General features: G+C 55.1%; 22 protein-coding genes and 2 pseudogenes. 8 read left to right on the top strand and 16 right to left on the bottom strand.

Translation table 11 applies throughout. The features are described 5' to 3' along the window. On the top strand, positions 1-279 hold a 279-nt coding region (locus NM10_RS00785), incomplete at its 5' end, for an RNA-guided endonuclease TnpB family protein (RefSeq protein WP_020309727.1). A gap of 380 nt (positions 280-659) precedes the next feature. On the opposite strand, the gene NM10_RS00780 is transcribed toward NM10_RS00785, so the two are convergent. The 9 genes and pseudogenes from NM10_RS00780 to NM10_RS00740 all read right to left on the bottom strand — a co-directional run bounded on the left by NM10_RS00780 (position 660) and on the right by NM10_RS00740 (position 9,566). Further along, positions 660-1,211: a glutathione peroxidase gene (locus NM10_RS00780; protein ID WP_020309726.1), complete on the bottom strand. Its 552-nt coding sequence runs from the start codon at positions 1,209-1,211 to the stop codon at positions 660-662. 19 nt (positions 1,212-1,230) lie between these two features. After that, a complete protein-coding gene (locus NM10_RS00775; RefSeq protein WP_014015231.1) occupies positions 1,231-1,683 on the bottom strand; it encodes a desulfoferrodoxin family protein in 453 nt (150 codons plus the stop codon). A 107-nt stretch (positions 1,684-1,790) separates the two neighbouring features. Next, a complete protein-coding gene (locus NM10_RS00770; RefSeq protein ID WP_020309725.1) occupies positions 1,791-2,732 on the bottom strand; it encodes an autotransporter domain-containing protein in 942 nt (313 codons plus the stop codon). 231 nt (positions 2,733-2,963) lie between these two features. Then, positions 2,964-3,962, bottom strand: coding sequence for an MBL fold metallo-hydrolase (locus NM10_RS00765; protein ID WP_020309724.1), 999 nt, complete (start codon positions 3,960-3,962; stop codon positions 2,964-2,966). Positions 3,963-4,107: 145 nt separating this feature from the next. Further along, positions 4,108-4,671: an aminoacyl-tRNA hydrolase gene (gene pth, locus NM10_RS00760; protein WP_020309723.1), complete on the bottom strand. Its 564-nt coding sequence runs from the start codon at positions 4,669-4,671 to the stop codon at positions 4,108-4,110. 16 nt (positions 4,672-4,687) lie between these two features. Beyond that, positions 4,688-5,652, bottom strand: a pseudogene (locus NM10_RS00755) (ribose-phosphate diphosphokinase). Positions 5,653-5,685: 33 nt separating this feature from the next. Then, complete coding sequence (gene glmU, locus NM10_RS00750) at positions 5,686-7,059, bottom strand: bifunctional UDP-N-acetylglucosamine diphosphorylase/glucosamine-1-phosphate N-acetyltransferase GlmU (RefSeq protein ID WP_020309722.1); 1,374 nt, start codon at positions 7,057-7,059, stop codon at positions 5,686-5,688. A gap of 119 nt (positions 7,060-7,178) precedes the next feature. Continuing rightward, the gene (locus NM10_RS00745; protein WP_192813529.1) at positions 7,179-7,745 is read right to left on the bottom strand and encodes a peptidoglycan-binding protein; all 567 of its coding nucleotides are present in this window, start codon (positions 7,743-7,745) and stop codon (positions 7,179-7,181) included. Positions 7,746-7,992: 247 nt separating this feature from the next. Then, a pseudogene (locus NM10_RS00740) lies at positions 7,993-9,566 on the bottom strand (ClC family H(+)/Cl(-) exchange transporter). Positions 9,567-9,775: 209 nt separating this feature from the next. On the opposite strand from NM10_RS00740, the gene NM10_RS00735 reads away from it, so the two are divergent. From NM10_RS00735 to aroD, 7 genes are all read left to right on the top strand, one after another. Beyond that, positions 9,776-11,020 (top strand): efflux RND transporter periplasmic adaptor subunit, encoded by a 1,245-nt coding sequence (locus NM10_RS00735; protein WP_020309719.1) that lies wholly within the window; start codon positions 9,776-9,778, stop codon positions 11,018-11,020. A gap of 5 nt (positions 11,021-11,025) precedes the next feature. After that, positions 11,026-14,106, top strand: coding sequence for an efflux RND transporter permease subunit (locus tag NM10_RS00730; RefSeq protein ID WP_020309718.1), 3,081 nt, complete (start codon positions 11,026-11,028; stop codon positions 14,104-14,106). A 98-nt stretch (positions 14,107-14,204) separates the two neighbouring features. Continuing rightward, entirely contained in the window at positions 14,205-15,398 is a 1,194-nt protein-coding gene (locus NM10_RS00725; protein ID WP_020309717.1) for a M20 metallopeptidase family protein, read from the top strand. Positions 15,399-15,472: 74 nt separating this feature from the next. Then, complete coding sequence (locus tag NM10_RS00720; RefSeq protein ID WP_020309716.1) at positions 15,473-16,447, top strand: AEC family transporter; 975 nt, start codon at positions 15,473-15,475, stop codon at positions 16,445-16,447. A 282-nt stretch (positions 16,448-16,729) separates the two neighbouring features. After that, the gene (locus NM10_RS00715; protein WP_020309715.1) at positions 16,730-18,139 is read left to right on the top strand and encodes an ammonium transporter; all 1,410 of its coding nucleotides are present in this window, start codon (positions 16,730-16,732) and stop codon (positions 18,137-18,139) included. A gap of 11 nt (positions 18,140-18,150) precedes the next feature. Continuing rightward, on the top strand, positions 18,151-18,516 hold the full coding sequence (locus NM10_RS00710; RefSeq protein ID WP_020309714.1) for a P-II family nitrogen regulator: 366 nt from the start codon (positions 18,151-18,153) through the stop codon (positions 18,514-18,516). Between the two features lie 261 nt (positions 18,517-18,777). Then, positions 18,778-19,524 (top strand): type I 3-dehydroquinate dehydratase, encoded by a 747-nt coding sequence (gene aroD, locus NM10_RS00705; RefSeq protein WP_020309713.1) that lies wholly within the window; start codon positions 18,778-18,780, stop codon positions 19,522-19,524. 5 nt (positions 19,525-19,529) lie between these two features. Here the strand turns inward: aroD and NM10_RS00700 are convergent, their stop codons facing one another. Genes NM10_RS00700 through NM10_RS00670 form a run of 7 tightly spaced genes read right to left on the bottom strand, consistent with a single transcriptional unit; the run spans position 19,530 to position 26,025 of the window. Then, entirely contained in the window at positions 19,530-20,033 is a 504-nt protein-coding gene (locus tag NM10_RS00700; RefSeq protein ID WP_020309712.1) for a shikimate kinase, read from the bottom strand. Then, entirely contained in the window at positions 20,026-20,856 is an 831-nt protein-coding gene (locus tag NM10_RS00695) for a shikimate dehydrogenase family protein (RefSeq protein ID WP_020309711.1), read from the bottom strand. The genes NM10_RS00700 and NM10_RS00695 overlap by 8 nt, the downstream gene beginning before the upstream one ends. A gap of 33 nt (positions 20,857-20,889) precedes the next feature. Continuing rightward, positions 20,890-21,708: a prephenate dehydratase gene (locus NM10_RS00690; RefSeq protein ID WP_020309709.1), complete on the bottom strand. Its 819-nt coding sequence runs from the start codon at positions 21,706-21,708 to the stop codon at positions 20,890-20,892. Then, the gene (gene aroC, locus NM10_RS00685; protein ID WP_020309708.1) at positions 21,708-22,799 is read right to left on the bottom strand and encodes a chorismate synthase; all 1,092 of its coding nucleotides are present in this window, start codon (positions 22,797-22,799) and stop codon (positions 21,708-21,710) included. The genes NM10_RS00690 and aroC overlap by 1 nt, the downstream gene beginning before the upstream one ends. Before the next feature lies 1 nt (position 22,800). Further along, positions 22,801-24,087: a 3-phosphoshikimate 1-carboxyvinyltransferase gene (gene aroA / locus NM10_RS00680; RefSeq protein ID WP_020309707.1), complete on the bottom strand. Its 1,287-nt coding sequence runs from the start codon at positions 24,085-24,087 to the stop codon at positions 22,801-22,803. Then, positions 24,084-25,157, bottom strand: a complete 1,074-nt coding sequence (gene aroB / locus NM10_RS00675) for a 3-dehydroquinate synthase (protein ID WP_020309706.1) — start codon at positions 25,155-25,157, stop codon at positions 24,084-24,086. Before aroB ends, aroA begins: the two co-directional genes overlap by 4 nt. Further along, complete coding sequence (locus tag NM10_RS00670) at positions 25,138-26,025, bottom strand: prephenate dehydrogenase (RefSeq protein WP_020309705.1); 888 nt, start codon at positions 26,023-26,025, stop codon at positions 25,138-25,140. Before NM10_RS00670 ends, aroB begins: the two co-directional genes overlap by 20 nt. Positions 26,026-26,039: the final 14 nt, after the last annotated feature.

Genomic DNA, 26,039 nt, shown 5'->3' with positions numbered 1-26,039 from the left:
TCAGGCAAGTTCAGTTTTGGCAAATCCGTAACTGACAATGGCTGGAATATGTTCACGAACATGCTGGAGTATAAACTGGCTTGGCAAGGCAAACAGCTTATCAAGATAGACAAGTGGTATCCCAGCAGCCAGCTGTGCCATGTTTGCGGATATCAGAACCACGAAACCAAGGACTTATCTGTAAGGGAATGGGATTGCCCTAAATGTGGCAGTCACCATAACCGCGATAAGAACGCGGCCATCAATATCCGAGAAGAAGCCAGGCGGATATCTGCCTGACGTAATCCATAAAATACCGTGGGGCGCACGGGAATCTACGCCTGTGGAGAGAGTGTAAGCCGCCGCAACTCTTTGGAGTCAGTAGCGCTGTTCTCGTTGAAGCAGGAAGCTCCCGCCTCTATAGGCGGGAGTACGTTCACAGCTTATACTGTACCCATAAGGTTGGACAGTCCCCTTTTTAAGTGGTTAGCGGCTAGTGGTTCGTGATTAGCAGATGGTTTTATAGTTTGTAATACGGATGCCACGTGAGCGGCCCGTTAGGGATTGGGATAATTCTTCCAGCAAACGGGGCAGTAAATCATACATATCCCGAAGCGGGCGCCCCACGTGGCGCCCCTACAGAAAAGGGACTGCCACATGTGCGACAGTCCCTTTTCTTATTAGGAGAGGAGTAGTTTTTCGAGGATTGGGTCTAATTCTTCCGGTGTCGTGCTGGGTTCAAAGCGCTGGACCTGGCTGCCGTCCCGGTTGATGAGAAATTTGGTGAAATTCCATTTGATGCCGTTGCCCTGGGCATTGTCCGGATAGTATTCGGAAACGACCTTCTGGATGAGCTGGCCGCTTTCTTTATCGGTTTCGTAGCCTTTAAAAGGCGCGGCTCCCGTGAGGTATTGATAAAGCGGAGCTGCCTGATCACCGCGAACGTCGATTTTCGCAAAGAGCGGGAAGGTGACGCCATGGTTGAGGCGGCAGAACTGTTCGATGTGCTGGTTATCTTCCGGGTCCTGTTCCAGGAACTGGTTGCACGGGAAACCGAGGATGACCAGGCCTTTATCCTTATATTTCTGATATAAGGCTTCCAGGCCGTCGTACTGTGGTGTAAAGCCGCATTTGCTGGCCGTATTGACGATGAGCAGGACTTTATCTTTATATTGGCTCAGGGATACATCGTGACCCTGGATATCTTTGACAGTGAAATCGTATACGTTCATGACGTGACCTCTTTATGGTTTATAATTCGTGGATAACGCAGCCGCCAAATTCCGGCGAGCAGGTGGCCCCGTCGAGGGACGGCGCTTCTTTGACAGCGAACGACTCCTTCCACAGGCCGTGGAGGTTGCAGTATGCATAGACTTCGCCGGCATCGCCTGTTTCAAATTCAGCCTTCGGTTCTTCACCTGGTTTGAGGTAACGGATGTCGACGCCGTTGTCATCGACAAGGGCAATCCATTCGATGTAATGCTTTTCTTCCATCGGGTGTGTCACTGAGCCGACGTGGACTTCCAGATGACCATCGATTTTCTGGATAGCCGGTACGTGTTTTTCTTTAGCTGCATCGACAGTGTCGGCGACGAGATGAGTCAATTCCTGGCCGGCATAGATGAGTTTTTCCGGTACTTGCGTGCCTACAGATACTAAAACGCTGCCATCTTTATCGTTACGGTAAAATTCTACGTGTTTCATATGGGTTCCTCCTTCGGGGCTTGGCCCCTTAATAATTATTTTTCTTTATGTGCTCATTATAGACTAAATCGGTACGCTTGTTAATAATGGAGAATAATTATTCTTTATTATTTTTTCTTGATATCCAGCTCAATGCTGTGCGGGTCTTTCTTTAGGGCCTTCATCCGTTCCCGCGTCGTCCGGCTGGCACCGCCCCATTTGAGGACCAGTCCACCGTTTACACTCCACGTCGACGTCATATTGGAGCCGGACCGCCTTGTCAATTCGCCCCAGACGGAATTCCCCTTCCCCAAAGACAGGGACGTCCCAAAAGTCATGTCATACCAGGTGTAATGGCTGGAACCGACATCGGCCGTCTGGGGTGCCTGGCCATCGCCATGGAGACTGCCCGTCGTAGTCCCATTCATTTCCCGCTGAACGCCAAAGCGGCCATAGAGCAGGCCGGCATGGCCGTTGACGCTATACGATTTGCCGGCCATAATGCCCAGGCGTCCGGTGACATAGGGTTTATTCCCGGACCGATAGGTCACGTCGTCTCCGCTGACCGTGTAAGGGAAGACATAACTCAGGGACAGGCCGGCCTGGGGTTCCCAAAAGAATTGCTTGGGCAAGAGACGCGTTTCATAATAGCGTATACCAGCAGCGATCAGCCAGTTCCGGTAGTTGACCAAATCGCTATTCCCATCGGCATCGCTATAAGAGACAGTATGCTGCAACTGGGACAGGCGGATGACGGCATCACCGTGACGGTCGTGCTTATCGCCCCATTCCATGGCAAAACCGCCGCCATATTCCTTGATAGAGTCAGACCCGCCACCATAGGGCTGGCTTCCTGCCTGACCATTAGTATATACATTCGACGTGCTCATCGTATAAAAAGCGCCCTGATGCAGGGTCCCGCCCCAACGGGCCATGGCATGCGGCGAATCATAACCGATGAGGGTCGCACTGTAGTCCTGGCTGAAAGACAGGCTGCCGTAATCGGGAAAGGTATAGCTGCGATAATCGGTCTTGACCCACCAGCCCGTATCTTCTGATGGTTCGGCCAAGTCTTTATAAGAAGCGAAACGATTATCATGCTGCGCCGCCAGAAAAGGTCCGACGCCATTTCATAAAAAGAAGCCGTCCCAGCCTGTGTCGCTGCCAAAGACCGGCCGGCAGACGACCAGTCCGCCGTTCCTGCAGCAGCTGCTCCGGCCGGACAGACCAGGAGCGAAAAAGCGATTATCCAATTACGCAAACCAGGCAGACTGAATTTCATAAAAACCTCCTTCGAGGACTTATGTTTCCGTCCTTACTAAATCATAATGGCGGCAGCCCTGTTCTTCACGGCAGCACAGGACACCGTGGTCGACGAGATATTCAATATGGGCCAGCGTTTCCCCCAGGGCGAACCATTTCTGCGTCGGCGGAAAGTCCTTCCACTGCTTGCCGCGCATGGACCAGGTCATATGTGGGGCGATGTCGTAGGCCGTGCTGTGCGGATAGAGCCCTGCCAGATGGCAGATTTCCGCCAGGCGTCGGTCGTGATGGGCCACGATTTCGTCGATGCGGCCGGCAATGGACGTATCGCCTTCACGGTGTCCCGGCAGAGCCAGTCGGACGGGGAGTTCCCGCACTTTCTGTAAACTTTCGAGATAGCGTTGCAGGGCCTGTTTCATATGATACCAGACCTGGATGTTCGGCGTAATGTCGAAGAGGATGTGGTCACTGGTAAAGAAGACTTCTTCTTTCGGCAGGTACAGGCAGCACAGGCCCGGCGTATGGCCCGGCGTGTGAATGACCTGTAAATCGCAGCCGGCCAGGTGGAGGCAGTCGCCGTCATGGACAGGGTTCACCGGGAAATGCGGGTCTGGCGAAAAGGTCCGGGCCTGATTGGAGAACTGCGTCTTGATTTCGGCCGGCGGCATGCCTTCGCGCATGAAGTTATCTTCAGCCGCTTTCCACGTCGAACCGTCTTCGGAATCGACGAGGTACTGGTAATCGACGGGATGCATGTAAATAGGACAGCCGGCCTGGGCAAAGAGGCCGACGAGACCGCTGTGGTCAGCGTGGAGATGAGTGATGAACAGGGACGTATCAGATTGTAAACGGATGTCCAGTTCTTGTAAACCCTGGCACAAGGCGCGTTTACATTCAGGACGGTTAAAGCCCGTGTCGATGACTAGATTGCCAGACACTCCTTTGATGACATAGGCGTTGAGATACTGCAGGGGATTGTCAGGCAAATCGACGCGGATACGGTATATATCGGGATGAGAATGAACTTGTTGGATCATGGGACCTCCTTTTAAAGGAATCAGGCGGGCCGCCCTCTGGGACGGCCCTACGAATAAAGGCCTTTAAATTTAAAACCATTCACTAAAAACTACAGACTGCAAACTTACTACTCAAAAAGAGGCTGTCAGATGACAGCCTCTTTTCTCATTTCTTCTTTTTAGGATTATAGCGGTTCATGCCTTTGTCGACGCCCAGGCTCAGGCAGCCTTCGATAGCTGTCGCTGCGTCTTCAATGCCCTGCTGGTAGGCTTCACGGAGTTCTTCCGGGAAAGGAGTCAGGACGTGGTCGACGACGTCATGGTGCGGCAAGGGCCGGCCGATGCCAACGCGGAAACGGGTGAAATCGGTACAGCCGTTGGCAAACAGGCTCTTGATGCCGTTATGTCCGCCATCGCTGCCGCTCTTGCGGATGCGCAGACGGCCGACGGCCAAGTCCATATCGTCATAGGCGACGTAGACATCGGGCTGATCGACTTTATACCAGCGCATGAGCGGGCCGACGGCGCGGCCGCTTTCATTCATGTACGTCTGCGGCTTGACCAGGATGATCTTTTCGCCGTTCACCGTGGTCTGGGCCACAAGGGCGTCCATCTTATCCTGCCACAAGGTCACGTTCCAGCGCTTGGCTAATTCATCGACGACACGGAAACCCGTGTTGTGTTTCGATTCTTCATATTGGCGGCCCGGATTGCCCAGGCCTACGATCATATGCACGACAGGTCCCTTATTTGTCGAAGAGACGGCTTACGGAAACGTCGTGGAAGATGCGCATGATAGCTTCGCCGAGGAGCGGTGCGACCGAAAGGACTTTGATCTTATCGATCTGTTTTTCCTGCGGCAAAGGAATGGTATTGGTGATGATCAGTTCGGAAATGACTGATTTCTGGATGCGTTCGACAGCCGGGTCGGTGAGGACAGCGTGAGCGCAGGCAGCGAAGACACGGGAAGCACCCATTTCTTTCAGGGCTTTCGCGCCACCGCACAAGGAACCAGCCGTATCAACGATATCGTCGACGAGGATGCAGGTCTTGCCTTTGATGTCGCCGATGATGTTCATGACTTCAGCAACGCCCGGACGGGGACGGCGTTTTTCGATGATGGCGATAGGTGCATTGACGCGGTCAGCCAGATCGCGGGCACGCGTTACGCCACCGAGGTCAGGAGATACGACGACGATGTCGCCCATATCCGTTTCTTCTTTTTTCTGATTGATGTATTTGGCAATGATGGAAGCCGAGCCGAGGTGATCGACAGGGATGTCGAAGAAGCCCTGGATCTGGCCGGCATGCAAGTCCATGGTAACGACGCGGGTAATGCCGGCTGTCGTCATCAAATCAGCAACCAGTTTGGATGTAATCGGTTCACGGCCGCGGGTCTTGCGGTCCTGACGTGCATAACCATAATACGGAACAACGGCGGTAATGTGTTTAGCCGAAGCGCGTTTGAGGGCATCTGCATGATGAGCAGTTCCATCAGGGTGTCATTGGCCGGCTGACAAGTCGGCTGGATGACGAATACGTCCTTACCGCGGACACTTTCGTCGATCATGACCTGGATTTCACCGTTGTTGAATTTGCCAACAAAGGCTTTGCCCAGTTCCAAACCGAGGTAATCGGCAATTTCCCTGGCCAATTCCGGATTGGCATTCCCCGTAAAAATCTTCAGCTTTTTCCCGTCTTCGTAACTCATAGTGAGCCTCCCTGTATAAGTAGTGATTAATTGTTATTTTTTATATGTATCTTCCTTGACCCAGCCTTCAATGTTGCGCTGCCGTGCCCGGGCAACGGATAAGGCTTTGGCCGGAATATCTTTGGTAATCGTCGAACCGGCGCCGACATAGGCATAGTCGCCGACTTTGACCGGTGCGACGAGGTTGCTGTTGCAGCCTACGAAGGCATGGTCGCCAATGATCGTGCGGTGTTTGATCTTGCCGTCGTAATTGACAGTGATCGTCCCGCAGCCGATATTGACACCACTGCCGACATCGCTGTCGCCGATGTAGCTGAGGTGCGGCAGTTTCGTGCCATCGCCGACGGTGGAGTTCTTGACTTCCATATAGTTGCCGACTTTGACCTGATTGCCGATGACCGTATTGGGCCGGAAATGGACGAACGGGCCGATTTCACAGCCGTTCTTGATTTCGCAGTCATGAGCATACATGAACTGGACATGGTCGTCATCGCCCATCTTGACGTTAGTCATGCGGACGTACGGGCCGACCTGGCAGCCTTCGCCGATGACCGTATCGCCTTCGAGGATCGTCCCCGGATAAAGGACGGTGTCGCGGCCGACGGTGACCGTCGTGTCTACATAGGTGTTATTCGGATCGATGATGGAAACGCCATCGGTCATGAGTTCATCCAGTTTACGCTGGCGCAGGACCCGTTCGGCTTCGGCCATCTGCTGACGCGAGTTTACACCGAGTGTTTCCGCATAGGACGGCGCAGCAAAGGCACTGACGACTTTGCCTGCCGATACGAGCATGCCGATGATATCGGTCAGATAGTATTCACCTTGCGCGTTGTCATTGGTGACGTTGTGAAGCATATCCCACAAGAGAGACATATCAAAGCAGTAAATGCCGGCGTTTACTTCGTCGACTGCCAGTTCTTCCGGCGTGCCGTCTTTCTGTTCGACGATTTTGACGACCTGCCCTTTTTCATCGCGGATGACGCGGCCGTAACCGGTCGGATTCGGCATATGTGCCGTCAGGACCGTCGCTGCAGCGCCGCTCTGTTCATGGCAGTCGATAAGGGCTGTAAACGTTTCCTTCGTGACCAGCGGCGTATCGCCACAGGTTACGAGGAGGGTGCCAGCTTCCCCCTGGAGCAGCGGTTCTGCCTGCAGGACAGCATGGCCTGTGCCGAGCTGTTCTTTCTGCATGACAGTTTCGGCCTGATCACCGAGGTAATCCCGGACCGTTTCACCGCCAAACCCGACGACGACGACCTGGCGCTGCGTCCCGGCTGCTTTGACAGCCCGCAGTACCTGTTCGACCATCGGGACGCCGCCGACTTTGTGCAAAACCTTGGGGAACTTCGACTTCATACGCGTCCCCTTGCCGGCAGCGAGGATAAGTGCAATAGTATTTTTCATCCAGTTATAGCCTCCCTGAATTCCATAACTATATAATGTCCATTTAAGGATAACACAAAACGGGGCGAAAAAAAAGAGGCTGTCACATAAAGACGCCTCTTTTATCAAACAAGCTCGTATTAACCTAATACATAGACAACGACATCACGACGGCCGAAGTCGAGGGCTTCGCTGGTCGAATCCATGGCCAGGTCGATGCGGTCACCGACGATAGCTCCGCCCGTATCGGCAGCTACGGCATAGCCATAGCCTTCAATGTAGAGCTGCGAGCCGAGGGGAATGACATCGGGGTCGACGGCAACCATGCCGCGCTGGAGATACTGTCCCGTTGCCGTGTAGCCATCACCGCCGCCATCTTCAGCGGTGTAAGCCGTAGCTTCCATGACAAGACGACGCTGATAGCCTTCCGTCGAAGACGATTCTTCAGGGATCGGACGGCCACTGGCTTCCGACAGGGCTTCCATGGTCTGGGAGCCGACGACGCCGTCTGCCGTGAGGCCGTGGTCAGCCTGGAACTGTTCGACAGCAGCTTCTGTCGAGGGACCAAAATCACCATCAGCACTACCGGACAGATAGCCCGTATCCTGAAGCATATATTGAACGCTCTGTACGACAGAGCCACTCATACCCATTTGAACGCTAGCACAAGCCAGGGATGTAAATGCGAACATGCAGATTGTTGTCATTAATATCAGTATACGATTTCTCAAAAAACCACCTCTTTGAACGAACACAATATCAAGTACGTCCTGAATTATAACAAACTTCCCACTATAAGTCAAAAAAATTAATAATTATAATATGTTTTTGATGTATTTATTCTTTATTCTGTACACCGTTTAAACAGCGTATGTCCGTTAATGCTCAACTTCGAGATGTATTTTTTAGTACCTGGTACTAGTTTTTTATAATTATTATGCATTTTTACCTATTTTAGCTCTTCGTCTTCTCCACAATATTTCTTATGGATTCAGCTCCTTCTATGGAATCGGTGAGGACGTAAATGAAGTCTCCTGCCCGCAGACACGTATCGTCATCAGGATGATATCTCCACTGCCGCGCTTGATGTCGACGATGACCGTATGGGCCGGCCAGGCAATGCGGCCGACATATTTCCCATCGGCCTGACTGCCGCTGGATACGGTCAGTTCCAGGAGATTACGCCGTTCTTCCGACGATAAGACGGGCTTATTCTTGGCCAGGTTCCGCTGCAATAAAGCTTCATAAATCGGTTCGCCCTGGCAGAGCTGAGCTACGACCAGTGCGACCAATGACGCCGTACAGAGAACAAGCAGGTGCTCATAAGAGCTGGTCATTTCCATGATGAGAATGGTTCCCGTCACCGGTGACTGAACAGAGGCCGCAAAAAAGGCGGCCATGGAGATGACGACGATGTTGGACAAGTAATACGAAGAAATGAGTCCCAAGCGGACAAAGACGATGCCCGTAATGCCGCCTGTCAGCGCGCCCAGGACCAGCATGGGCAGGAAAAAGCCGCCAGGGACGCCGCAGCCATAGCTGACCAGGGTGAAGAGGAACTTCCCGATGAGAAGGCCGGCAAAGAGTTTCAGCGATAAGGGCAGGGTATAGAGGCTGTTGACCAGGTCGTTGCCGCCGCCCAGGACTTCCGGGAAGACATAGCCCAAGATGCCGGCCATGCACAAGGCAAAGGCAATGCGCATATAATTATTGCGAAAGACAGGTAAATCATAGAAATAATGAATATTCAGCAAACCCTTGTTGAAGACGACGCCGGCCAAGCCAATAATGATTCCCAGAATGACCACGAGCCACATGTAGCGCAGGGGAAACGGCGGCAGCATGCCGAAATGGAAGACCGGCGCCCGGCCGAAGACGTAGCGGCTGACCATGGTCGCCAGCAGGGCCGCTGCCATGGACGGCGCCAGGACGACGCCGGAAAAATTGCGGTGCAGTTCTTCCAGGGCGAACATGACGCCGGCCAAGGGCGCATTAAAGGCCGCCGCCAGACCGGCACTGGCACCGGCCGTGATGAGGTAGCGTTCTTCCATGCGCGTCCGCCCCAAGGCCCGGCTCAGGCCCTGAGCCGTCACGGCGCCGATCTGGATGGACGGCCCTTCGCGGCCCAGGGACAGGCCCAGGCCGATGCCGACGATGCCACCGATGAGCTTGACCCAGAGAATGCGCAGCCAGCGCATGCGGATGGCCCCCAAGATGACGCCTTTTACCTGGGGGATGCCGCTGCCGCCGGCATTGGGTTCATAAATCCCCAGGCGCCATAAGAGCAGGGCCGCCGCCAATAAGACGCCGAACCAGGACAGGTTCAGGAGTACGCCGCCGCTGGCCAGGACGTTGGCATAGATCCATTGGCGCCAGACCGTCCCCATTTCCAGGCCCCAGCGAAAAAAGCTGATAACCGTTCCTGATAATATCCCGACGACGATGCCTTCAAAAAAAAGGCGCAGGCGGAACCGAGGCCAATGGTCGAGGGCCCGCAGAGCCGCTTCTAACTGTGTATCGACATGCATATCTTTCACAATCCTTTCTATTCATATGTCCAAATTATATCATAGTCCCGTAACTTTCGCAGGTTCCTGATGGTATCCCCTATTATAGTATTATAGAGAAGGCGAAATATAAGTTTTCGTAAATTTTTCGCAAGCATTTCCTAAAAATCGTTGCTATTTAAAGAATGACTCATTATGATAGAAACAACACATCGATAGGAGTCCTGTCCATGAATCAGCCATCTTTCCATTTCCCAAAAAGCCCGCGGGCCAAGGCCATCGCCTTTGGCCTCATCTTTCTCCTGACTTGTATAGCCATTTATCTCTATAGCCATTCCAGTGCCGTCCCAAAAGTAAAAGGCACGGCCCAGAACGTATCGGTCACGGCGTATACCGTGACCCGCCAGGATATGAAGCGCAAGATTTCCCTGTCCGGCCAGACCGTTCCCGTCGCCCAGGTCGACATTTCCACGAAATACGCCGGTAAAATCGCCGATGTCGCCGTCAACCTCGGCGATGTCGTCGCGCCGGGCCAGGTCCTGCTCATCCAGGATACGGTCGACACGAACCTGACCCTCAATCAGGATAAAGCAGCCCTGGAACAGGCCGTCGCCGATTCCAAGGCTGCGGAATCGCAATTCGGCTCAGACCTGCAAAAAGCAGAAGTCGAATACGACACGGCCAAGATGAATTACAACCGCTATGCCGTCCTGAAAAACGAAGGCGCCATTTCCCAGCAGGAACTGGATACAGCCTATCAGGCCCTGATCGTCGCCAAATCGGCCCTGGACAACCTGGAGTCGCAGAATGTCGGCGACGTCCCGGCCAGTGTGGCCAGTAAATATGCCGCCCAGGCCAAAGCCGGCTATACCGTCGACAGCCTGACCCAGCAGCTCGACGACATGACCCTGCGGGCCCCGCGGGCCGGCGTCGTCACCTACCGCAACGCCGAAGTCGGCGCCATGGCCGCGGCCAACACGAAAGTCATGACCATTACCGATACGAGCGGCGTATACATCGACTGTTCCCTGTCCGAAGCCGACGTCGCCGCCATCCAGCAGGGGATGCCCGTCAGCGTATCCATCGAGTCCCTAGCCCAGGACTACGACGGCTATATTACCTACGTCAGCCCGGCCATGGACGATACGACCAAGACCTACGTCGTCCGCATCACCCTGGCCCAGCCGGACGCGAAGCTGCGCGGCGGCATGTTCGCCCAGTCGTCCATCGACGTCCTGCAGAAACCGGATACCCTGTTCATCCCCAAAGACGCCTTGACGGAACAGGATGGGAAGGCTCAGGTCTGCGTCATCAGGCCTGACGATACGATTGAACTCCGCACGGTCACGACGGGCCTGCGCAACGACGATTATATCGAAATCACGGACGGCCTCGATGACGGTGACGTCATCGCCACAACCAACTTGGCCCGCCTCAAAGACGGTACGACCGTATCCATCGAAGAAAGGCAGTGACCGTCATGAATTTGACTAAGTTTTCTATCGACCGCCCTATCGGCATCACTATGGTCATCGCCTTCTTCGTCGTCCTCGGCCTGTTCAGTTTCTACCGCATCGGCGTTGAACTGCTGCCGGCCTTGAACACACCGTACGTCACCGTGTCCATTTCCTACCCCGGTGCCAATGCCGATTCCGTCGAACAGCAGGTCGTCAAGCCTGCCGAAGACGCTCTGTCTTCTGTGTCTAATTTAAAACATATGACGTCGACGGCATCGTACGGCCAGGCCCGGATTACGCTGGAGCTTGATTTTTCGGCCAATGCCGATGCGGCAGCCATTGACGCTACGAAAAAAATCAATGCCATCCGCGGCAGCCTGCCTGACGATATCGACGAGCCAGTCGTCATCAAGCGCGACGTCAACGCGACGCCGATCATGTACGTCGCCGTCCAATCTTCCCACTCCCTGGACGATATCTACAGCAAGACAGAAAATGATTTCCAAGATGTCCTCCAGCAGGCCGATGGCGTCTCGGAAATCGAGCTCAACGGCGGCCGTGATAAGGAAATCGCCGTCGAAATCGACAAGGACAAGCTCATCCACTACGATATGACCCTGGCAGAAGTCGTCAAAGCCTTGAAAGCGGAAAACGTCCTCATGCCGTCGGGGACGATTTATTCGTCAGGCACGACGACGGACGTCCGCGTCAAAGCCCAGTACGCCGATGAAAGCGAACTGTCCCAAATCCAGGTCACCAATGCCAAGGGTGCCAAGATTCCCATTACGGCGGTCGCCTCCATCAAGCGCCAGGACCAGCGAGTCACGCATTATGCCCGTGTCAACGGCGACGATGCTGTCGTCATGGCCATTTACAAGAACAGCGACGCCAACGTCGTCAACACGGTCGACAATGTGACCAAAAAGCTGGACGAACTGCGCCAGGACAATCCGGACTATACCTTTACCATTACCAATGAATCGGCTTCGTATATCCGCAATTCCCTGCACAATACCCTGCAGACCCTCATCGAAGGCCTGTGCACGACAGGGCTGGTCCTGTTCTTCTTCCTCCGGGGCTGGCGATCGACGCTGGCCGTCATGATTGCCATTCCGACATCCCTGATTTCTACTTTTTTTGCCATGTACCTGGCCGGCTTCACCTTTAACATGATGTCCCTCATGGGCATGGCCCTGTGCATCGGCATCCTCGTCGACGACTCGATTGTCGTATTGGAAAACATCCACCGCCACCTCATGCAGGGCGAAGCACCAAAATCAGCAGCCCTTCACGGCCGGTCGGAAATTGGCATGGCTGCTGTCGCCATCACCCTCTGCGATGTCGTCGTTTTCCTGCCTATTGCCTTCATGACGGGCATGGTCGGCCAGTATTTCAAACAGTTCGGCCTGACCATCGTCTTTGCCACACTCTTTTCCCTCTTCGTTTCCTTTACGCTGACGCCGATGCTGGCATCGCGCCTGTTCCGCCTGGGCCTGAAAATCCCGGACAAACCGATTTGGCATAAAATGGACGCCATCGAAGAAAGCGCCCGCAACCACTATACGTCTATCCTGACCTGGAGCCTGGATCACGCCAAAAAGCTGGTCATCCCCGTCCTGGTCCTGTTTATCGCCGCAGCGGCCCTGATCCCGACGGGCCTGGTCGGTTCGGAATTCATGCCCCAGACTGACGAAAGCAGTTTCCGCATCACCGTCGAACTGCCGACCAATGCCAATCTGACGCGGACGGATAAAGTAGCGCGCCAGCTCGAAGATTACTTGAAGACGGTCCCGGAAGTCACGTACTATACGTCGATGATCGGCGGCAAGAGCCTGAACCAGGCCAATATCCAGGTAACGCTGAAAGACCGGCGCGACCGGTCGCGGACGATATGGCAAGTCACCAACGACGTGCGCCGCTTTGCTGCGGACCACATCTATGACGGCGACGTCCGGGTCAAAGAAGCCCAGGCTTCCGTATCCGGGACGACAGGCGGCTTCGGCGGCGGTTCAGGCAACCTTCGCCTGGAACTGCGCGGCAAGGACAGCGAGGCCCTGCTGGCCCAGTCACGGGCTATCGAACAGATGATGAAGACCGACATCGCCGGCCTGCGCGACATCAGCAGCTCCTACCAGGACGGCATGCCCGAATACCAGCTCGTCGTCGACCGTAATAAGCTGAAACAATACGGCACGTCCCTGAGCGATCTGAACGACACCTTTTCCAATGCCATCAGCGGCCAGAAAGCCGGCGTCCTGGCCAATGACGCCAAAAACGACAACAACGACACGGATATCTACGTCCGCCTCAAAGGGGCCGACGCCTTCCGCCTGTCCGACTTGGAAACGATTCCCCTCAACGCCAACGGCCACATCATTTACATCGCCGACGTAGCCAAGGTCCAGGCCGGGACAGGACCGGTGACGATCCGCCGGACCGACAAGGAACGGAGCATCACCCTCGGCGGCTCGCCTCAGGGACGGCCGCTGAACGAGGTCATCCAGGACGTGGCGAATCACCTGAACGCCATGGACCTGCACGGCATGACTTTCCGCTTCACCGGCCAGGCCGACCAGATGACGACGACCTTCACGGACTTGGGCGAAGCCCTGCTCCTGTCGCTCATCCTGATATTCATGATCCTGGCCATCCTCTATGAATCGGTCAAGACGCCATTCATCCGCATGTTCTCGCTGCCCCTGGGCCTCATCGGCTCCCTGTTCCTGCTCTTCTTGACCAATAATACGCTGAACCTCTATTCCCTTATCGGCATCCTGGTCATGGATGGCCTGGTCGCCAAGAATGGGACGCTCCTCCTGGACTATACGCTGACCCTCATGCACGAACAGGGCCTGGACCCGCGCAGCGCCGTCATCCAGGCCGGCCGCGTCCGGCTGCGTCCTATCTTCATGACCACCCTGACCATGGTCGTCGGCATGCTGCCTACGGCCCTGTCCATGACGGCCGGGGCGGAAACGCGGGCCAGTATGGCCGTCGTCGTCATCGGCGGCCTGCTGACATCGACAGTCTTCACACTGGTCATTATCCCGATTCTTTTCGTCTTCATGGAAAAGCACAGCCTGTTCCGACGAAAGAGTGCCTAAAAAAAGTCCTGCCCTGGTGGCAGGATTTTTTGTTTTATTATAGAATAATATATACATATATAGAAAATGCATCGGGCTCAATGAAGGAGGACTGACCTATGAACGATAGATACACACCGACATTTAATATTCACGAAGCCGTGCGCAAGACTTTACCTTATATGATGGAAATGCGCGAATATTTCCATGCCCATCCGGAATTGAGTGAAAAAGAATTCGATACGTGCAAGACGATATTCCAGGAACTGTCCCTCATGGGCATCGAAGACGTTAAAATCATCGCCGGCACAGGCGTCACCGGCCTGATCCACGGCGCCCTGCCCGGTCCAGTCATCCTCTTGCGGGCCGATATCGACGCCCTGCCGCTGACGGAAAAATTCGACTGCCCTTATTCGTCCCTCGTCGACGGCGTCATGCACGCCTGCGGCCATGACGGCCATGCAGCCAATCTCCTGGGCGTCGCCAAAATCCTCAACAAGCACAAAGACTGCCTGCGCGGCACGATCCGCCTGGCCTTCCAGCCGGCAGAAGAAGGCAACGGCGGCGCCGCCCGCATGATCGACGCCGGCATCCTCAACAACCCCCGCGTCGACTATGCCCTGGGCCTGCACGTCGCCGGCAGCCTGCCCAAGGGGTACGTCGGCATCGGCCGCGGTGAGATTTCGGCGTCCTGTGACGACTTCACCATCACCCTCCACGGCCGCGGCGGCCACGGCTCCCAGCCGTCCCTGTGCATCAGCCCCATCCAGATGGGCATCGACATCATCCAGTCCATCCAGAACTTCGTCTACAACTGCCATGCCGACGGCGACGGCGTCGTCCTCACCTTCGGCCAGTTCCAGGCCGGCCACAACCCGAACGTCATCCCGGAAACGGCCGAACTGAAAGGGACCCTGCGGACATATAACGAAGAAAAGCGGAAACGCATCCTCGACGCCATTCAGGCCATCCTGAAAAATGTCACTACCACTTACGGCGGCACCTTCGACCTGGACGTCGTCCCCTTCTCGCCAGTCTGCGTCAATGACGACGGCGTCACCGACCGGGTCGTCCACATCCTCCAGGACCACTGTTCCCACCGCGTCGACCTGGTCCCCTTGAAGCGCGGCTCCGGCTCGGAAGACTTCGCTTATTTCAGCGCCGCCGTGCCCAGCTCGTTCTACTACGTCGGCGTCTACAGCGACGCACCGGTCATCGGCCATTCACCGGAATTCCATTGGGACAGCAACGCCTTGAAGTACATGTGCGAAACGATGCTCACCATCGTCTATTACTTTGAAAGTTATGCCTGAGCTTCCCAGTTGTCTAATTCCATATTGAGCGTATAATGAGGGGTATCCATCTTGAAAAAGGAGTGATACCCCTCATGGTATTCTGGTTCATCATCGAACACACGATGCTTCCCATTTTCTTTCTCGTCGTCCTCGGTTATTTCCTCGATAAGAAATTCCACCTCGACGTAAAGACCTTATCGAAGCTCATGTTTTTCCTGGTCATCCCCAGTTTCATCTTTACCAATATCTATACGACGCAATTCCCGGCGACGAGCATCAACATCATCGCGGCCATCGCCATCTTCATGGTCATCTGCTTCGTCATCGCCAACATCGTCGGCCGTATCCGCCACTACGATGCAGCCATGCTGGAATCGTGCCGCAATGCCTTCATGTTCAACAACACGGGAAATCTCGGCGTCGCCCTGATCATCCTCGTCTTTTCCCACGACCCCTTCGTCGTCAACGGCCAGACGCCGTATCTGGCCGAAGCTATGGTTGTACAGATCATCATCTTCATGATCCAGAGCATCTCCCTCAACACGCTCGGCCTCTATCAGGCCGGCCGGGGCCGCCTGACGGCCAGGGATACGCTATCTGTTATGTTCCACATGCCCCTGCTCTATGTCCTGGCTGCGGCCCTCATCGCCCGCTACGTCGGCTGGGACGCCAAGGACTTCTTCCTGTGGCCTATCATGGATATGGCCAGCAAGGCCCTCCTGCCCCTGGCCATGGTCAGCATCGGTGCCCAGTTGTCGCAGACGAAGATCCAATGGCTCGACAAGGACGTCTGGATTGTCAGCATCCTCAAGATGACGGTCCTGCCCCTCATCGGCCTGGCCATGATCTACCTGGCCAATGCCTTCCGGCCCGGCACGTTCACAGCCGTCAGTGCCACGGTCTTCCTCATCTACTGTGCCATCCCGACGGCCGTCAATACGGCCCTGTTTGCCATCGAGTTCGACAACAACCCCGATTACACCACGCAGGTCGTCATGAACACGACGGCCCTGAGCGCCGTATCCCTGACTTTCTATATTTTCCTGGGGCACATTCTTTTCGTCTGAATGATATACTTTTTATCTGTTCGTTACTAAAATCAATATATCCCAACTTTTATTAAAAGAATTTCAAAAAAAGTTATTGACATGACGCGTTTTTACTTATATAATGATTTCATCAACAGAATAGCAGCGGCAAAGGAGCCTGGAAAGAGAGAGCATAAACTATCTTTCCAGGCTTTTCGTATATTCTGGCGATAATAAAATATGACAGTAGACAATGATGTCTTTTCCCCGATGGTTCCATCAGGAAAGGCATCTTTTTTATTTGTCAGGAGGTTGGGAATTATGAAAAAATTATGGTCACGTTTAGGAGTGCTGCTCCCGTGTCTGCTCATGGCAGCGCCGGCAGCCTTCGCTTCCGATCCGGGGACGATCGATACAGGCGATACGGCCTGGGTCCTCATCAGCGCAGCCCTGGTATTCATCATGACACCGGGCCTTGGCTTCTTCTACGGCGGCATGGTCCGCAACAAGAACGTCTTGACGACGATTATGCAGAGCTTCTTCATCGTCGCCATGATTTCCGTAGAATGGATCCTCATCGGCTATGCCATGACTTTCGGTACGGATATTAATGGTTTCATCGGTTCTCTTGATAAAGTCGGTCTTACCGGCGTCGGCATGGCTGTCCTGGAAAACGGGACGATTCCGGAAATGGCTTTCGTCGCCTTCCAGTGCATGTTCGCCGTCATCACACCGGCCCTGATTACCGGCGCTTTCGCCGAACGCATGAAGTTCCACGCTTTCGTCGTCTTCATCCTGCTCTGGGCTATCTTCATCTACAACCCCATGGCACACTGGGTCTGGGGCGGCGGCTTCCTGGCTAAACTCGGTGCCCTCGACTTCGCCGGCGGCCTGGTCATCCACATCCTCTCCGGTGTTTCGGGCCTGACCCTCTGCGTCCTCCTGGGCAAACGCTATGGCTATGGGAAAATCCCCATGGTTCCGCATAACCTGCCTATGACCGTCCTCGGCGCAGCCCTCCTCTGGTTCGGCTGGTTCGGTTTCAACGCCGGCAGTGCTCTCGGCGCCAACGCACTGGCTGCCAGCGCGTTCATCGCTTCTCAGGCCGCTGCCGCTGCCGCTACGGTCACCTGGGTCGCTGTCGAATGGATTGTCCAGGGTAAACCGACCATCCTCGGTGCCGCTTCGGGCTGCATCGCCGGCCTGGTTGCCATCACACCGGCAGCCGGCTTCGTCGCTCCCCTGCCGGCCTTGATTATCGGCGCTGTCGGCGGTGTCATCTGCTACTTCGCCGTCGCCGTCGTCAAAGCCAAACTCGGTTACGACGATTCCCTCGACGCCTTCGGTATCCACGGTATCGGCGGTACATGGGGCTCCATCGCCACCGGCCTCTGGGCTACGACGGAAGTCAACCCGGCCGGGGCTGACGGCCTCTTCTACGGCAGCTCGGATCTGCTCGTCGCTCAGATTATTTCCACTGTCGTCGCTTACGCCCTGGCCATTGTCGGCACGTTCATCATCTTCAAGATCATCAGCCTCTTCATGACGGTCCGCACCGATAAGAATGAAGAAATCACAGGCCTGGACATTGGCGAACACGGCGAACGGGGTTATAATTATGCTATCATGTCCGGCAGCCCCTTCGGCGAAACGCCGGCGACGCCGCTCGGCAATGCATCCTTGGACAATGCCGCCGTCAACAACGCAGGCATTAACGGTCGTAACTTATAGAGGTGATACGAATGGAAGAACATCCGATTACAAAAGTAGAAATCATCACTCGTCCGAGTAAATTGGAAGAGCTCAAAGAAGCCCTGAACAACATCGGTGTCATGGGCATGACTGTCAGCCAGGTCTTCGGCTGCGGCCTCCAGAAAGGCTACGTCGAAGTCTACCGCGGCCAGCGGTACAACATCAACCTCCTGCCAGGCATTAAAGTCGAAACGGTCGTCTGTGAAGTGCCGGTCGACAAAGTCGTCGAAGTCGCCCAGAAAGTCTGCAAGACAGGCAAACCGGGCGACGGCAAGATCTTCATCTACCGCCTGAACGATGCCGTCCGCATCCGGACAGGCGAACGAGGACCTATCGCCATCATGGACGAAAAGTGAGTGTACAAACGGGGCTGCCGCATCGCGACAGCCCCTTTCAAGTTGTTAGTGGCTAGTTGTTAGTTGTTAGCGGATGGGTTTAAATTTAAAGGTCTTTTCTACAAACTATAAAGCACAAGGTGTTTCGCATGATGATATAAATCTTCGTATGACGGCCCCGCTTTTTGTTATTAGGGGCTAACAACTTATCATTTTTGCGCTATAATAGCGTCATGAAAGAAAAATCCACTGCAACTACTCACAAGAGGAGGAATTCAACGTATGGTCAAAATCGGCAATGTTGCCCTCGACAATGGCATGCCTAAAATCTGTGTCCCCCTTGTCGGTCATTCTACGAACGAACTCGTCCAGGAATGCCGCTATCTCCAGGATAAAATCTACGACGTCGTCGAACTGCGCATCGACTTCTTGAAAGACGTCACGTCCCTCGACGCTGTCGGCGAAGCTTTGGCCGCTGTCCGCCAGGAATTGCCAAACGGCGCTATCCTGTTCACGTTCCGTACTAAAGAAGAAGGCGGCGAAACGGAAGTTCCTGAAAGCTACTATTTCGACCTCATCGGCTACGCTATTAAAAGCGGTAAAGTCGATGCCGTCGACGTCGAATACTTCCGCGACCGCGCCAGCATCGAAAAAGCACTGGTCGTCGCGAAAGAACACGGCGTAACGGTCATCATGAGCAACCACGACTTCGACAAGACGCCGTCTTTCGATGAAATCACTGGCCGCCTCATGGGCATGAAGAAACTCGGCGCCGATGTGGCCAAACTGGCCTGCATGCCGAACTCGGCTAAAGACGTCCTGACCCTCTTGTCGGCAACAGAAGCCGTCAAATCCCAGTATCCCGATGAACCGATCATCACCATGTCCATGGGCAAACTCGGCGCCATCAGCCGCATCAGCGGGGAAATCTTCGGCTCTGCCCTGACCTTCGGTTCGGCTAAAAAAGCCTCTGCACCGGGCCAGCTGGAAGTCACGACATTGCAACAAATCCTGCGGGCCCTTCACTGAGGCCTTCATATATTTCTGATAAGTGCTTCAAGGGCATAGAGTACTTCTTCCATGCTTTTATCATTGACAATGCAATAATCAGCCGCTTCACGGTAAAGTGTGATGCGTTCTTCGTAGAGCCGGTAGACTTTCTGCCGGCCCTCTTTTAATAAGGGGCGGACAGCTACATCTACATCGGAGACGATATCATCTGGTGAACGGTCGATAAAAAATACTTTGCCCGTCTTTTTTAAAATAGCCATATTTTCCGGACGTTTGATGACGCCGCCGCCACAGGCAATGATAACGCCCTGCTTGGCAGCCAGCGTACGACTGGCTCGGACTTCGGCATCGCGGAAGCAGTCTTCACTGACGGCGAAGAGTTCCGGGATGGTCTTACCTTCCTGTTCTACGATGACGTCGTCGGCGTCGTAGAAATCACGTCCTAAGCGTTTCGCCAAAGCTTTCCCTAAAGTACTCTTACCGCATCCAGGCATGCCGATGAGGACAATATTGACCTTATCATTCATAATAAGATTCCATCTCCTTGGCAATTTGTTCAATCACAGACGAATCGATAGTCCGGCCCATCCAGATTTCTTCCGAACCGATGGCCTGAGCGACGAGCATGTACATGCCGTTCAGGGTCTTGGCGCCGTGGCGACGGGCGGCCTGCAAAATCTGCGTGTCTTTCGGGTTATAGACGATATCGACGACAGCCGGAAAGGCGGCGATGATACGTTCCGATGCAGGGCAGCCGTTGACGTCAGGGAACATGCCGACTGGCGTGCAGTTGACCAGGACGTCGCCGCCCTGAGAATATTCAAAGTCCTGATAATCGATAGTATCGGCACCGACGGTCTTCGTGAAGGCGTCGAATTCCGTCTTCGAGTGAGGATGGCGGGATACGACGGTAATCGACTTGGCACCGCTGTCGGCCAGGTACTGGATGATGGCCCGGGCACCGCCGCCGGAACCGAGGACGACGCAGTCCTTCTTTTGGATGCCGATACCGGCATGTTCCAGGGAGCGACCGAAGCCGCTGTAGTCTGTATTATAGCCAAAAATCCCGTTATCTGTAAAATGGAGCGTGTTGACAGCTCCGATGATGCGGGCTTCGCGGGAAATATCCGTCAAGTACGGCATGACGTCGAGTTTGTAGGGAATGGTGACATTGGCTCCCGTATACCCTTCGTCGCGCAGGCGCTGAAGTTCATTTGGGATATCGCTGCGGTCCATTTCCAGGACGCCGTACTGATGCTGCCCTTCGACCTGTAAAATCCTGAATAATTTTTCGTGGATAGCCGGGGAAGCCGTATGACCTAACTTAGCCCCGATGACGCCTAATTTCATCTACATTTCCTCCTTGGTCGGATACGTAATTCCCTAAGATTTTAAAATAATTGCAGTGTTCTGCCAAATTGCGCAGGACCCGGGATGTCGCCGGATTGCGCAGGTTGCCCATGATGTCGATGTGGAAAAAGTATTCAAAGGGCCGGCCTTGAGGGGCCGCGATTCCAGATGAGTCATGTTCATGCCGTTATAGAAGAAGTAGCCCAGGACGTGATACAAGGCGCCTGGCCGGTGCTGTGTCGTCAGGACCAGGGTAATCTTGTCGGCCTCTGGCGACTGTTCCATATCGGCGGCGATGATGAAGAACCGCGTATAATTCATGGTATTGTCATTAATATGTTCCACCAGGACATCGAGGCCGTACATATCAGCTGCCGTCTTGTTGGCAATGGCAGCGATATGGGGGTCCTCCATTTTTTGAACCTGTTCGGCACTCTGAGAGGTACTGAAATAGGGGTGGAGCTGCCATTCGCCGTGGTGCTTGAGGTAACTGCGGCACTGGTTCAGGCCCTGCGGATGCGAATAGACTTCGCGGATGTCTTCGAGTTTCGTCCCTGGCAGGGTCAAGAGGCAATGCTCTACTTTGACGTATTTTTCGCCGACGACGCAGCAGTCGTAACGGTGGATGAGGTCGTATACATCGGTGATGCCGCCAGTCGACGAATTCTCGATGGGCAGGACGCCGTAGCGGGCCTGCCGGGTAGCAACGGCCTGAACGACGTCTTCAAAGTGAGAGCCATAAGCAGGCAAAATATTCTTGCCGGCAAAATAGGACTTCATGGCTTCATACGTATAAGAACCGGGCTGGCCGAAACAGGCGATGTTCAAGGGCATATCTTCAGACGCATCCATTACCAGCACCGCCCTTTCTCTGACAAGCAGACGTCGAGGATGGCCCAGGCAGCGGCCGCTTCGACGACAGGGATGGCCCTCTGGACGATGCAGGGATCGTGGCGGCCCTTGATGACGAGGTCGCAGTTTTCCTTCGTGTCCGTGTCGATGGTTTCCTGTTTCTGGCTGATTGACGCCGTCGGCTTGACGGCCAGGCGGAAGACGACAGGCATGCCGTTGGTGATGCCGCCGTTGATGCCTCCGTTGTGGTTGGTCCGGGTCTTGACGGCATCGCCATCGTAATAAAAGGCGTCGTTGGCCTGGGAGCCGCGGAGGTCTGCCAGGGCGAAGCCGTCGCCGAATTCGATGCCCTTGACGGCCGGTACGGAGAACATCATGTGACTGAGCTGGCTTTCGACGGAGTCGAAGAACGGGTCGCCGATGCCGGCAGGAAGACCTGTCACCATACATTCGATGACGCCGCCGACCGAATCGAGGTCGTTCTTGGCCTCCAGGATTTTTTCTTCCATCGGGCCGGCCTGGGCCTTATCGAGGACGGGCAGTGTTTCTTTTTTCAGCGCCTGCAGGGTTTCTGCTGTTTCCCCGGCAGCATCAAAGGGCTTGTCGGCGATGCCGGCCAGGCGCAGGATATGGGAGCCGATGGTAATGCCGTGGCGGGCCAGTATCTGCGAAGCGACGGCACCGGCAAAGACCAGGGGCGCCGTCAGACGGCCTGAGAAGTGGCCGCCGCCGCGGTAATCGTTGAAACCGCCATAGCGTATCTTGCCGGAATAATCGGCATGGCCAGGCCGCATGATGTGGCGCAGCTGGTCGTAATCCCGCGAGTGCTGGTCACTGTTGCGGATGATAGCGCACAGCGGCGTCCCCGTCGTATGGCCGTTGAAAAAGCCGCTTTGTACTTCAAAGACATCTTTTTCCGAGCGGGCCGTAGACATTTTATTCTTCCCCGGCGCGCGGCGGGCCATTTCAGCCCGGACGGCGTCCCAGTCGATGGCCTCGCCCGACGGCAGGCCGTCGAGGACGGCGCCGATAGAAAGGCCGTGAGATTCACCGAAAATCGTAAGGCCGATCGTTCTTCCAAAGGTATTCATTTTACTCCCCCTCCTTTTGGATGATGCCGCCTAAGGCCTGGAAATCCTGCCAGAATTCCGGATACGATTTGCGGACACACTCAGCGCCTTCGATGCGCAGCGGCTGGCTGCAGCGCTGGGATGCGACGGCCAGGGCCATGGCGATGCGATGGTCGTTCCAGCCGTTGACCGTACCACCGGTAAAGCCGCCGACACCGTGGATGATGAGGCCTTCGTCTTCTTCTTCGATATCGCCGCCGATTTTGTTGAGCTCTGTGGCCATGGCGTGCAGACGGTCACATTCTTTCAAGCGGACCCGGCCGGCATGGATGATGCGGGTAATGCCCTTGGCACAGGACGCCAGGACGGTCAGGACCGGGACCAGGTCCGGGCAGTCTTCGACGTCGATGACTCGTCCAGTCAGTTCTGACGGGCAGGCCGTCAATTCCGTCTTGCCTTCGACCTGGCCGCCCATGTCGCGGATGAGAGAGACGATGACTTCGTCGCCCTGAGACGATTTCGACCGCAGACCCGTGCAGCAGATAGCCCGGCCCAGGCTGCCGGCAGAGAGCCAGAAAGCGGCCTGGGAATAATCACCTTCGACGACATAAGTCCCGGATCGATAGTGCTGATTGCCAGGAATCCGATAGGAGCCGTCCCATTCTTTATCGATGACGATGCCGTGCTGGCGCAGGCAGTCGAGGGTCATGTCGACATAGCTGGCCGATTCCAGCGGCGTCGTACTGCGCAGGACCGAGTCGCCGTCGAGAAGGGGCAAGGTCATGAGCAGGCCCGTGAAGAATTGAGAGCTGACGTCGCCGGCCAGGGAATACGTCCCGGGCTGCAAGGTCCCCGATACGGTCAGGGGCAGGGCGCCTTCCGTCGTTTCATAAGTGATGCCCTTTTCATCAAAGAGTTCATAATACGGCGTCAACGGCCGTTTGGCCAGGCGGCCTTTGCCGGAAAAAGTAACCTTATTGTCGCTGAGGATGGCGACGGGAATGAGGAAGCGCAAGGTCGATCCCGATTCATTGGCATCGACGGCCAGCGGCTGGCCCTGAGGCTTCAAGCCGCCTTGGACGCGATAGGCAGCCCGGCCGGAATGAGCTGAAACGGCAGGTGTGATGTCGGCCCCTAAAGCCTTCAGGATATCACACGTCGCTTCGATGTCCTGGGATAGGGAGATGTTGTCGACCAGGCTTTCCCCTTCGGCCAGGGCCGCGCAGATGAGGTCGCGGTGGCCGATACTTTTAGAAGAAGGCGCTTCTACCGTCCCTTGTAAGGTATGTGGTGTAATGATGACATTCATTGGGCGTCCTTCTTTCGGATGTATTTCGGCAGGTCTTCCGCAGCCAGCGGCAGCAGGCGGGCCTTGCCGATTTCTTCGATAATGACCAGGGTAATATGGTTGCCGCGCATCTTCTTATCATTGCTGATGTAAGGGATGAGTTCTTCAGCCGATGCATCGACATCGATCGGCAGGCCATACTGTTCGAGGACCTTGCGCAGCCGCGCCGTCGTCCCGGCTTTCGTCAGCCCCATGGCTTCGGTGACACCGGTCAGCATGGACATGCCGGCAGCGACGCCTTCACCGTGGGTGTAGTGGCCAAAACCATAACAGCCTTCGATAGCATGGCCGATAGTATGACCAAAGTTCAACATCATACGTTCGCCCATATCAAAGACATCGTGTTCAACGATATCGGCCTTGCTCTGGCAACAGCGTTCGATGATTTCTTCCCAATGCTCGAAAACAGACTGGTCATCGAGCTTTTCCAGGAGTTCAAAGAGGGCCAGGTCGCGGATGCAGCCGTATTTGATGACTTCCCCCATACCGTCGTGGATGAAGCGCTTGGGCAGCGTCGATAGCAGTGCCGGATCGATGAGGACGCCTTTGGGCTGGTAAAAATTGCCGGCCTGATTCTTGCCGCTGGGCAGGTCGATGGCAACTTTTCCTCCAACGCTGCTGTCGACTTGGGAAATAATCGTCGTCGGAATCTGGATAAAGGGAACGCCGCGCAGGAAGGTCGCTGCCGCGAAGCCGCCGAGGTCGCCGGTAACGCCGCCACCGAAAGTCAGGATACAATCGCTGCGGGTAATGCCAGCATCAGAGAGCTGCTGATAGAGGTCTAGGAGGGTCGCTGCGCATTTGTGTTCTTCCCCGGCCGGAAAGACCAGGCGGTGAACGCGGAAGCCAGCCTTTGTTAGAACCGTTTCCAATCGCTGACCGTAGAGGGTATCGACGTTCGAATCACTAATGACAGCCAGGTTCTGCGATTTCGTCAGGTTGCGGATATAATCGCCAGCCCGGTCGAGAAGGCCATTTTCAATATGGATATCATAAGAGTCTTTTCCTAAATCAACGTGAATGTGTTTCATGAACCAATTCCCTTCTCCGCATAGCGGCTTGCTGTAAAAAACGGGTCATCTCTTGGGCATCTTCTTCGGCCAGCATGGTCGAGAAAGATTGCAGGGCTGCGCTGAAGCGGTTGATTTCATACAAGAGGTTGTCTTTATTGGATAAGAACAGCTTGGTCCACAGCGGCGCATTGATGTCGGCAACCCGCGTCCCATCGCGGAAACTGCCGGCTACAAAATACTTGGTCAGCGTATTCATGGATTCGCTGTTGACCAGAGCCGTCGCCAGGACGTGGGGCAGGCTGCTGGTATAAGCGATGAAGCGGTCGTGGTCTTCCGGCGTCACGCGGACGACGTGGGAACAGCCCAGGGCCATGGCCATATCCTTCACAGCCCGGATATGGTCTTCGTCGTTGCCCGCCATGGGGACGAGGATATAATTGGCACCGTTGAAGATATCGGCACTGGCCATGGCATACCCCCGGCCTTCACGGCCTGCCATGGGGTGACCGGGCACGAAATCAACGCCTTCCGGGAGAAGAGCGGCAATAGCCGTCGCCGTATCCCCTTTGATACCGGCTACGTCCGTCAAGACCGCCCCCGGTGCAAAGAAGGCTTTATTTTCTGCCAGGAATCGTATCATCACATCAGCGGCCGTACAAAAGATGACCAGATCCGCCTGCTTCAATGCCTTACTGCCAGCCGTATAGATTTCATCGACCATGCCTTCCTGCTTAGCCTGGTGGAGGGCTTTTTCATCGGAATCGATGGCGATGATATGTCCGACGCCGATGCGCCGCAGGCCGCGGGCATAGGAACCGCCGATGAGGCCCAGGCCGACGATGGCCACAGTCTGTTTCGTATTAAAACCACTAGCTTCCTTATCCATGATTGTCTCCCCCT

This window comes from Megasphaera sp. NM10 (genome assembly GCF_000417505.1).
Classification (GTDB): Bacteria; Bacillota; Negativicutes; order Veillonellales; family Megasphaeraceae; genus Megasphaera; species Megasphaera intestinihominis.
This window is presented reverse-complemented; position numbering and strand designations above follow the sequence as displayed.

What these genes read in the sequence shown, in the direction of transcription:
- NM10_RS00780 (WP_020309726.1), bottom strand. Translation starts at nt 1,211, where the DNA reads ATGAACGTATACGATTTCACTGTCAAAGATATCCAGGGTCACGATGTA.
- NM10_RS00775 (WP_014015231.1), bottom strand. Translation starts at nt 1,683, where the DNA reads ATGAAACACGTAGAATTTTACCGTAACGATAAAGATGGCAGCGTTTTA.
- NM10_RS00765 (WP_020309724.1), bottom strand. Translation starts at nt 3,962, where the DNA reads ATGATCCAACAAGTTCATTCTCATCCCGATATATACCGTATCCGCGTC.
- pth (WP_020309723.1), bottom strand. Translation starts at nt 4,671, where the DNA reads ATGATCGTAGGCCTGGGCAATCCGGGCCGCCAATATGAAGAATCGAAA.
- glmU (WP_020309722.1), bottom strand. Translation starts at nt 7,059, where the DNA reads ATGAAAAATACTATTGCACTTATCCTCGCTGCCGGCAAGGGGACGCGT.
- NM10_RS00745 (WP_192813529.1), bottom strand. Translation starts at nt 7,745, where the DNA reads ATGACAACAATCTGCATGTTCGCATTTACATCCCTGGCTTGTGCTAGC.
- NM10_RS00735 (WP_020309719.1), top strand. Translation starts at nt 9,776, where the DNA reads ATGAATCAGCCATCTTTCCATTTCCCAAAAAGCCCGCGGGCCAAGGCC.
- NM10_RS00730 (WP_020309718.1), top strand. Translation starts at nt 11,026, where the DNA reads ATGAATTTGACTAAGTTTTCTATCGACCGCCCTATCGGCATCACTATG.
- NM10_RS00725 (WP_020309717.1), top strand. Translation starts at nt 14,205, where the DNA reads ATGAACGATAGATACACACCGACATTTAATATTCACGAAGCCGTGCGC.
- NM10_RS00720 (WP_020309716.1), top strand. Translation starts at nt 15,473, where the DNA reads ATGGTATTCTGGTTCATCATCGAACACACGATGCTTCCCATTTTCTTT.
- NM10_RS00715 (WP_020309715.1), top strand. Translation starts at nt 16,730, where the DNA reads ATGAAAAAATTATGGTCACGTTTAGGAGTGCTGCTCCCGTGTCTGCTC.
- NM10_RS00710 (WP_020309714.1), top strand. Translation starts at nt 18,151, where the DNA reads ATGGAAGAACATCCGATTACAAAAGTAGAAATCATCACTCGTCCGAGT.
- aroD (WP_020309713.1), top strand. Translation starts at nt 18,778, where the DNA reads ATGGTCAAAATCGGCAATGTTGCCCTCGACAATGGCATGCCTAAAATC.
- NM10_RS00700 (WP_020309712.1), bottom strand. Translation starts at nt 20,033, where the DNA reads ATGAATGATAAGGTCAATATTGTCCTCATCGGCATGCCTGGATGCGGT.
- NM10_RS00695 (WP_020309711.1), bottom strand. Translation starts at nt 20,856, where the DNA reads ATGAAATTAGGCGTCATCGGGGCTAAGTTAGGTCATACGGCTTCCCCG.
- NM10_RS00690 (WP_020309709.1), bottom strand. Translation starts at nt 21,708, where the DNA reads ATGGATGCGTCTGAAGATATGCCCTTGAACATCGCCTGTTTCGGCCAG.
- aroC (WP_020309708.1), bottom strand. Translation starts at nt 22,799, where the DNA reads ATGAATACCTTTGGAAGAACGATCGGCCTTACGATTTTCGGTGAATCT.
- aroA (WP_020309707.1), bottom strand. Translation starts at nt 24,087, where the DNA reads ATGAATGTCATCATTACACCACATACCTTACAAGGGACGGTAGAAGCG.
- aroB (WP_020309706.1), bottom strand. Translation starts at nt 25,157, where the DNA reads ATGAAACACATTCACGTTGATTTAGGAAAAGACTCTTATGATATCCAT.
- NM10_RS00670 (WP_020309705.1), bottom strand. Translation starts at nt 26,025, where the DNA reads ATGGATAAGGAAGCTAGTGGTTTTAATACGAAACAGACTGTGGCCATC.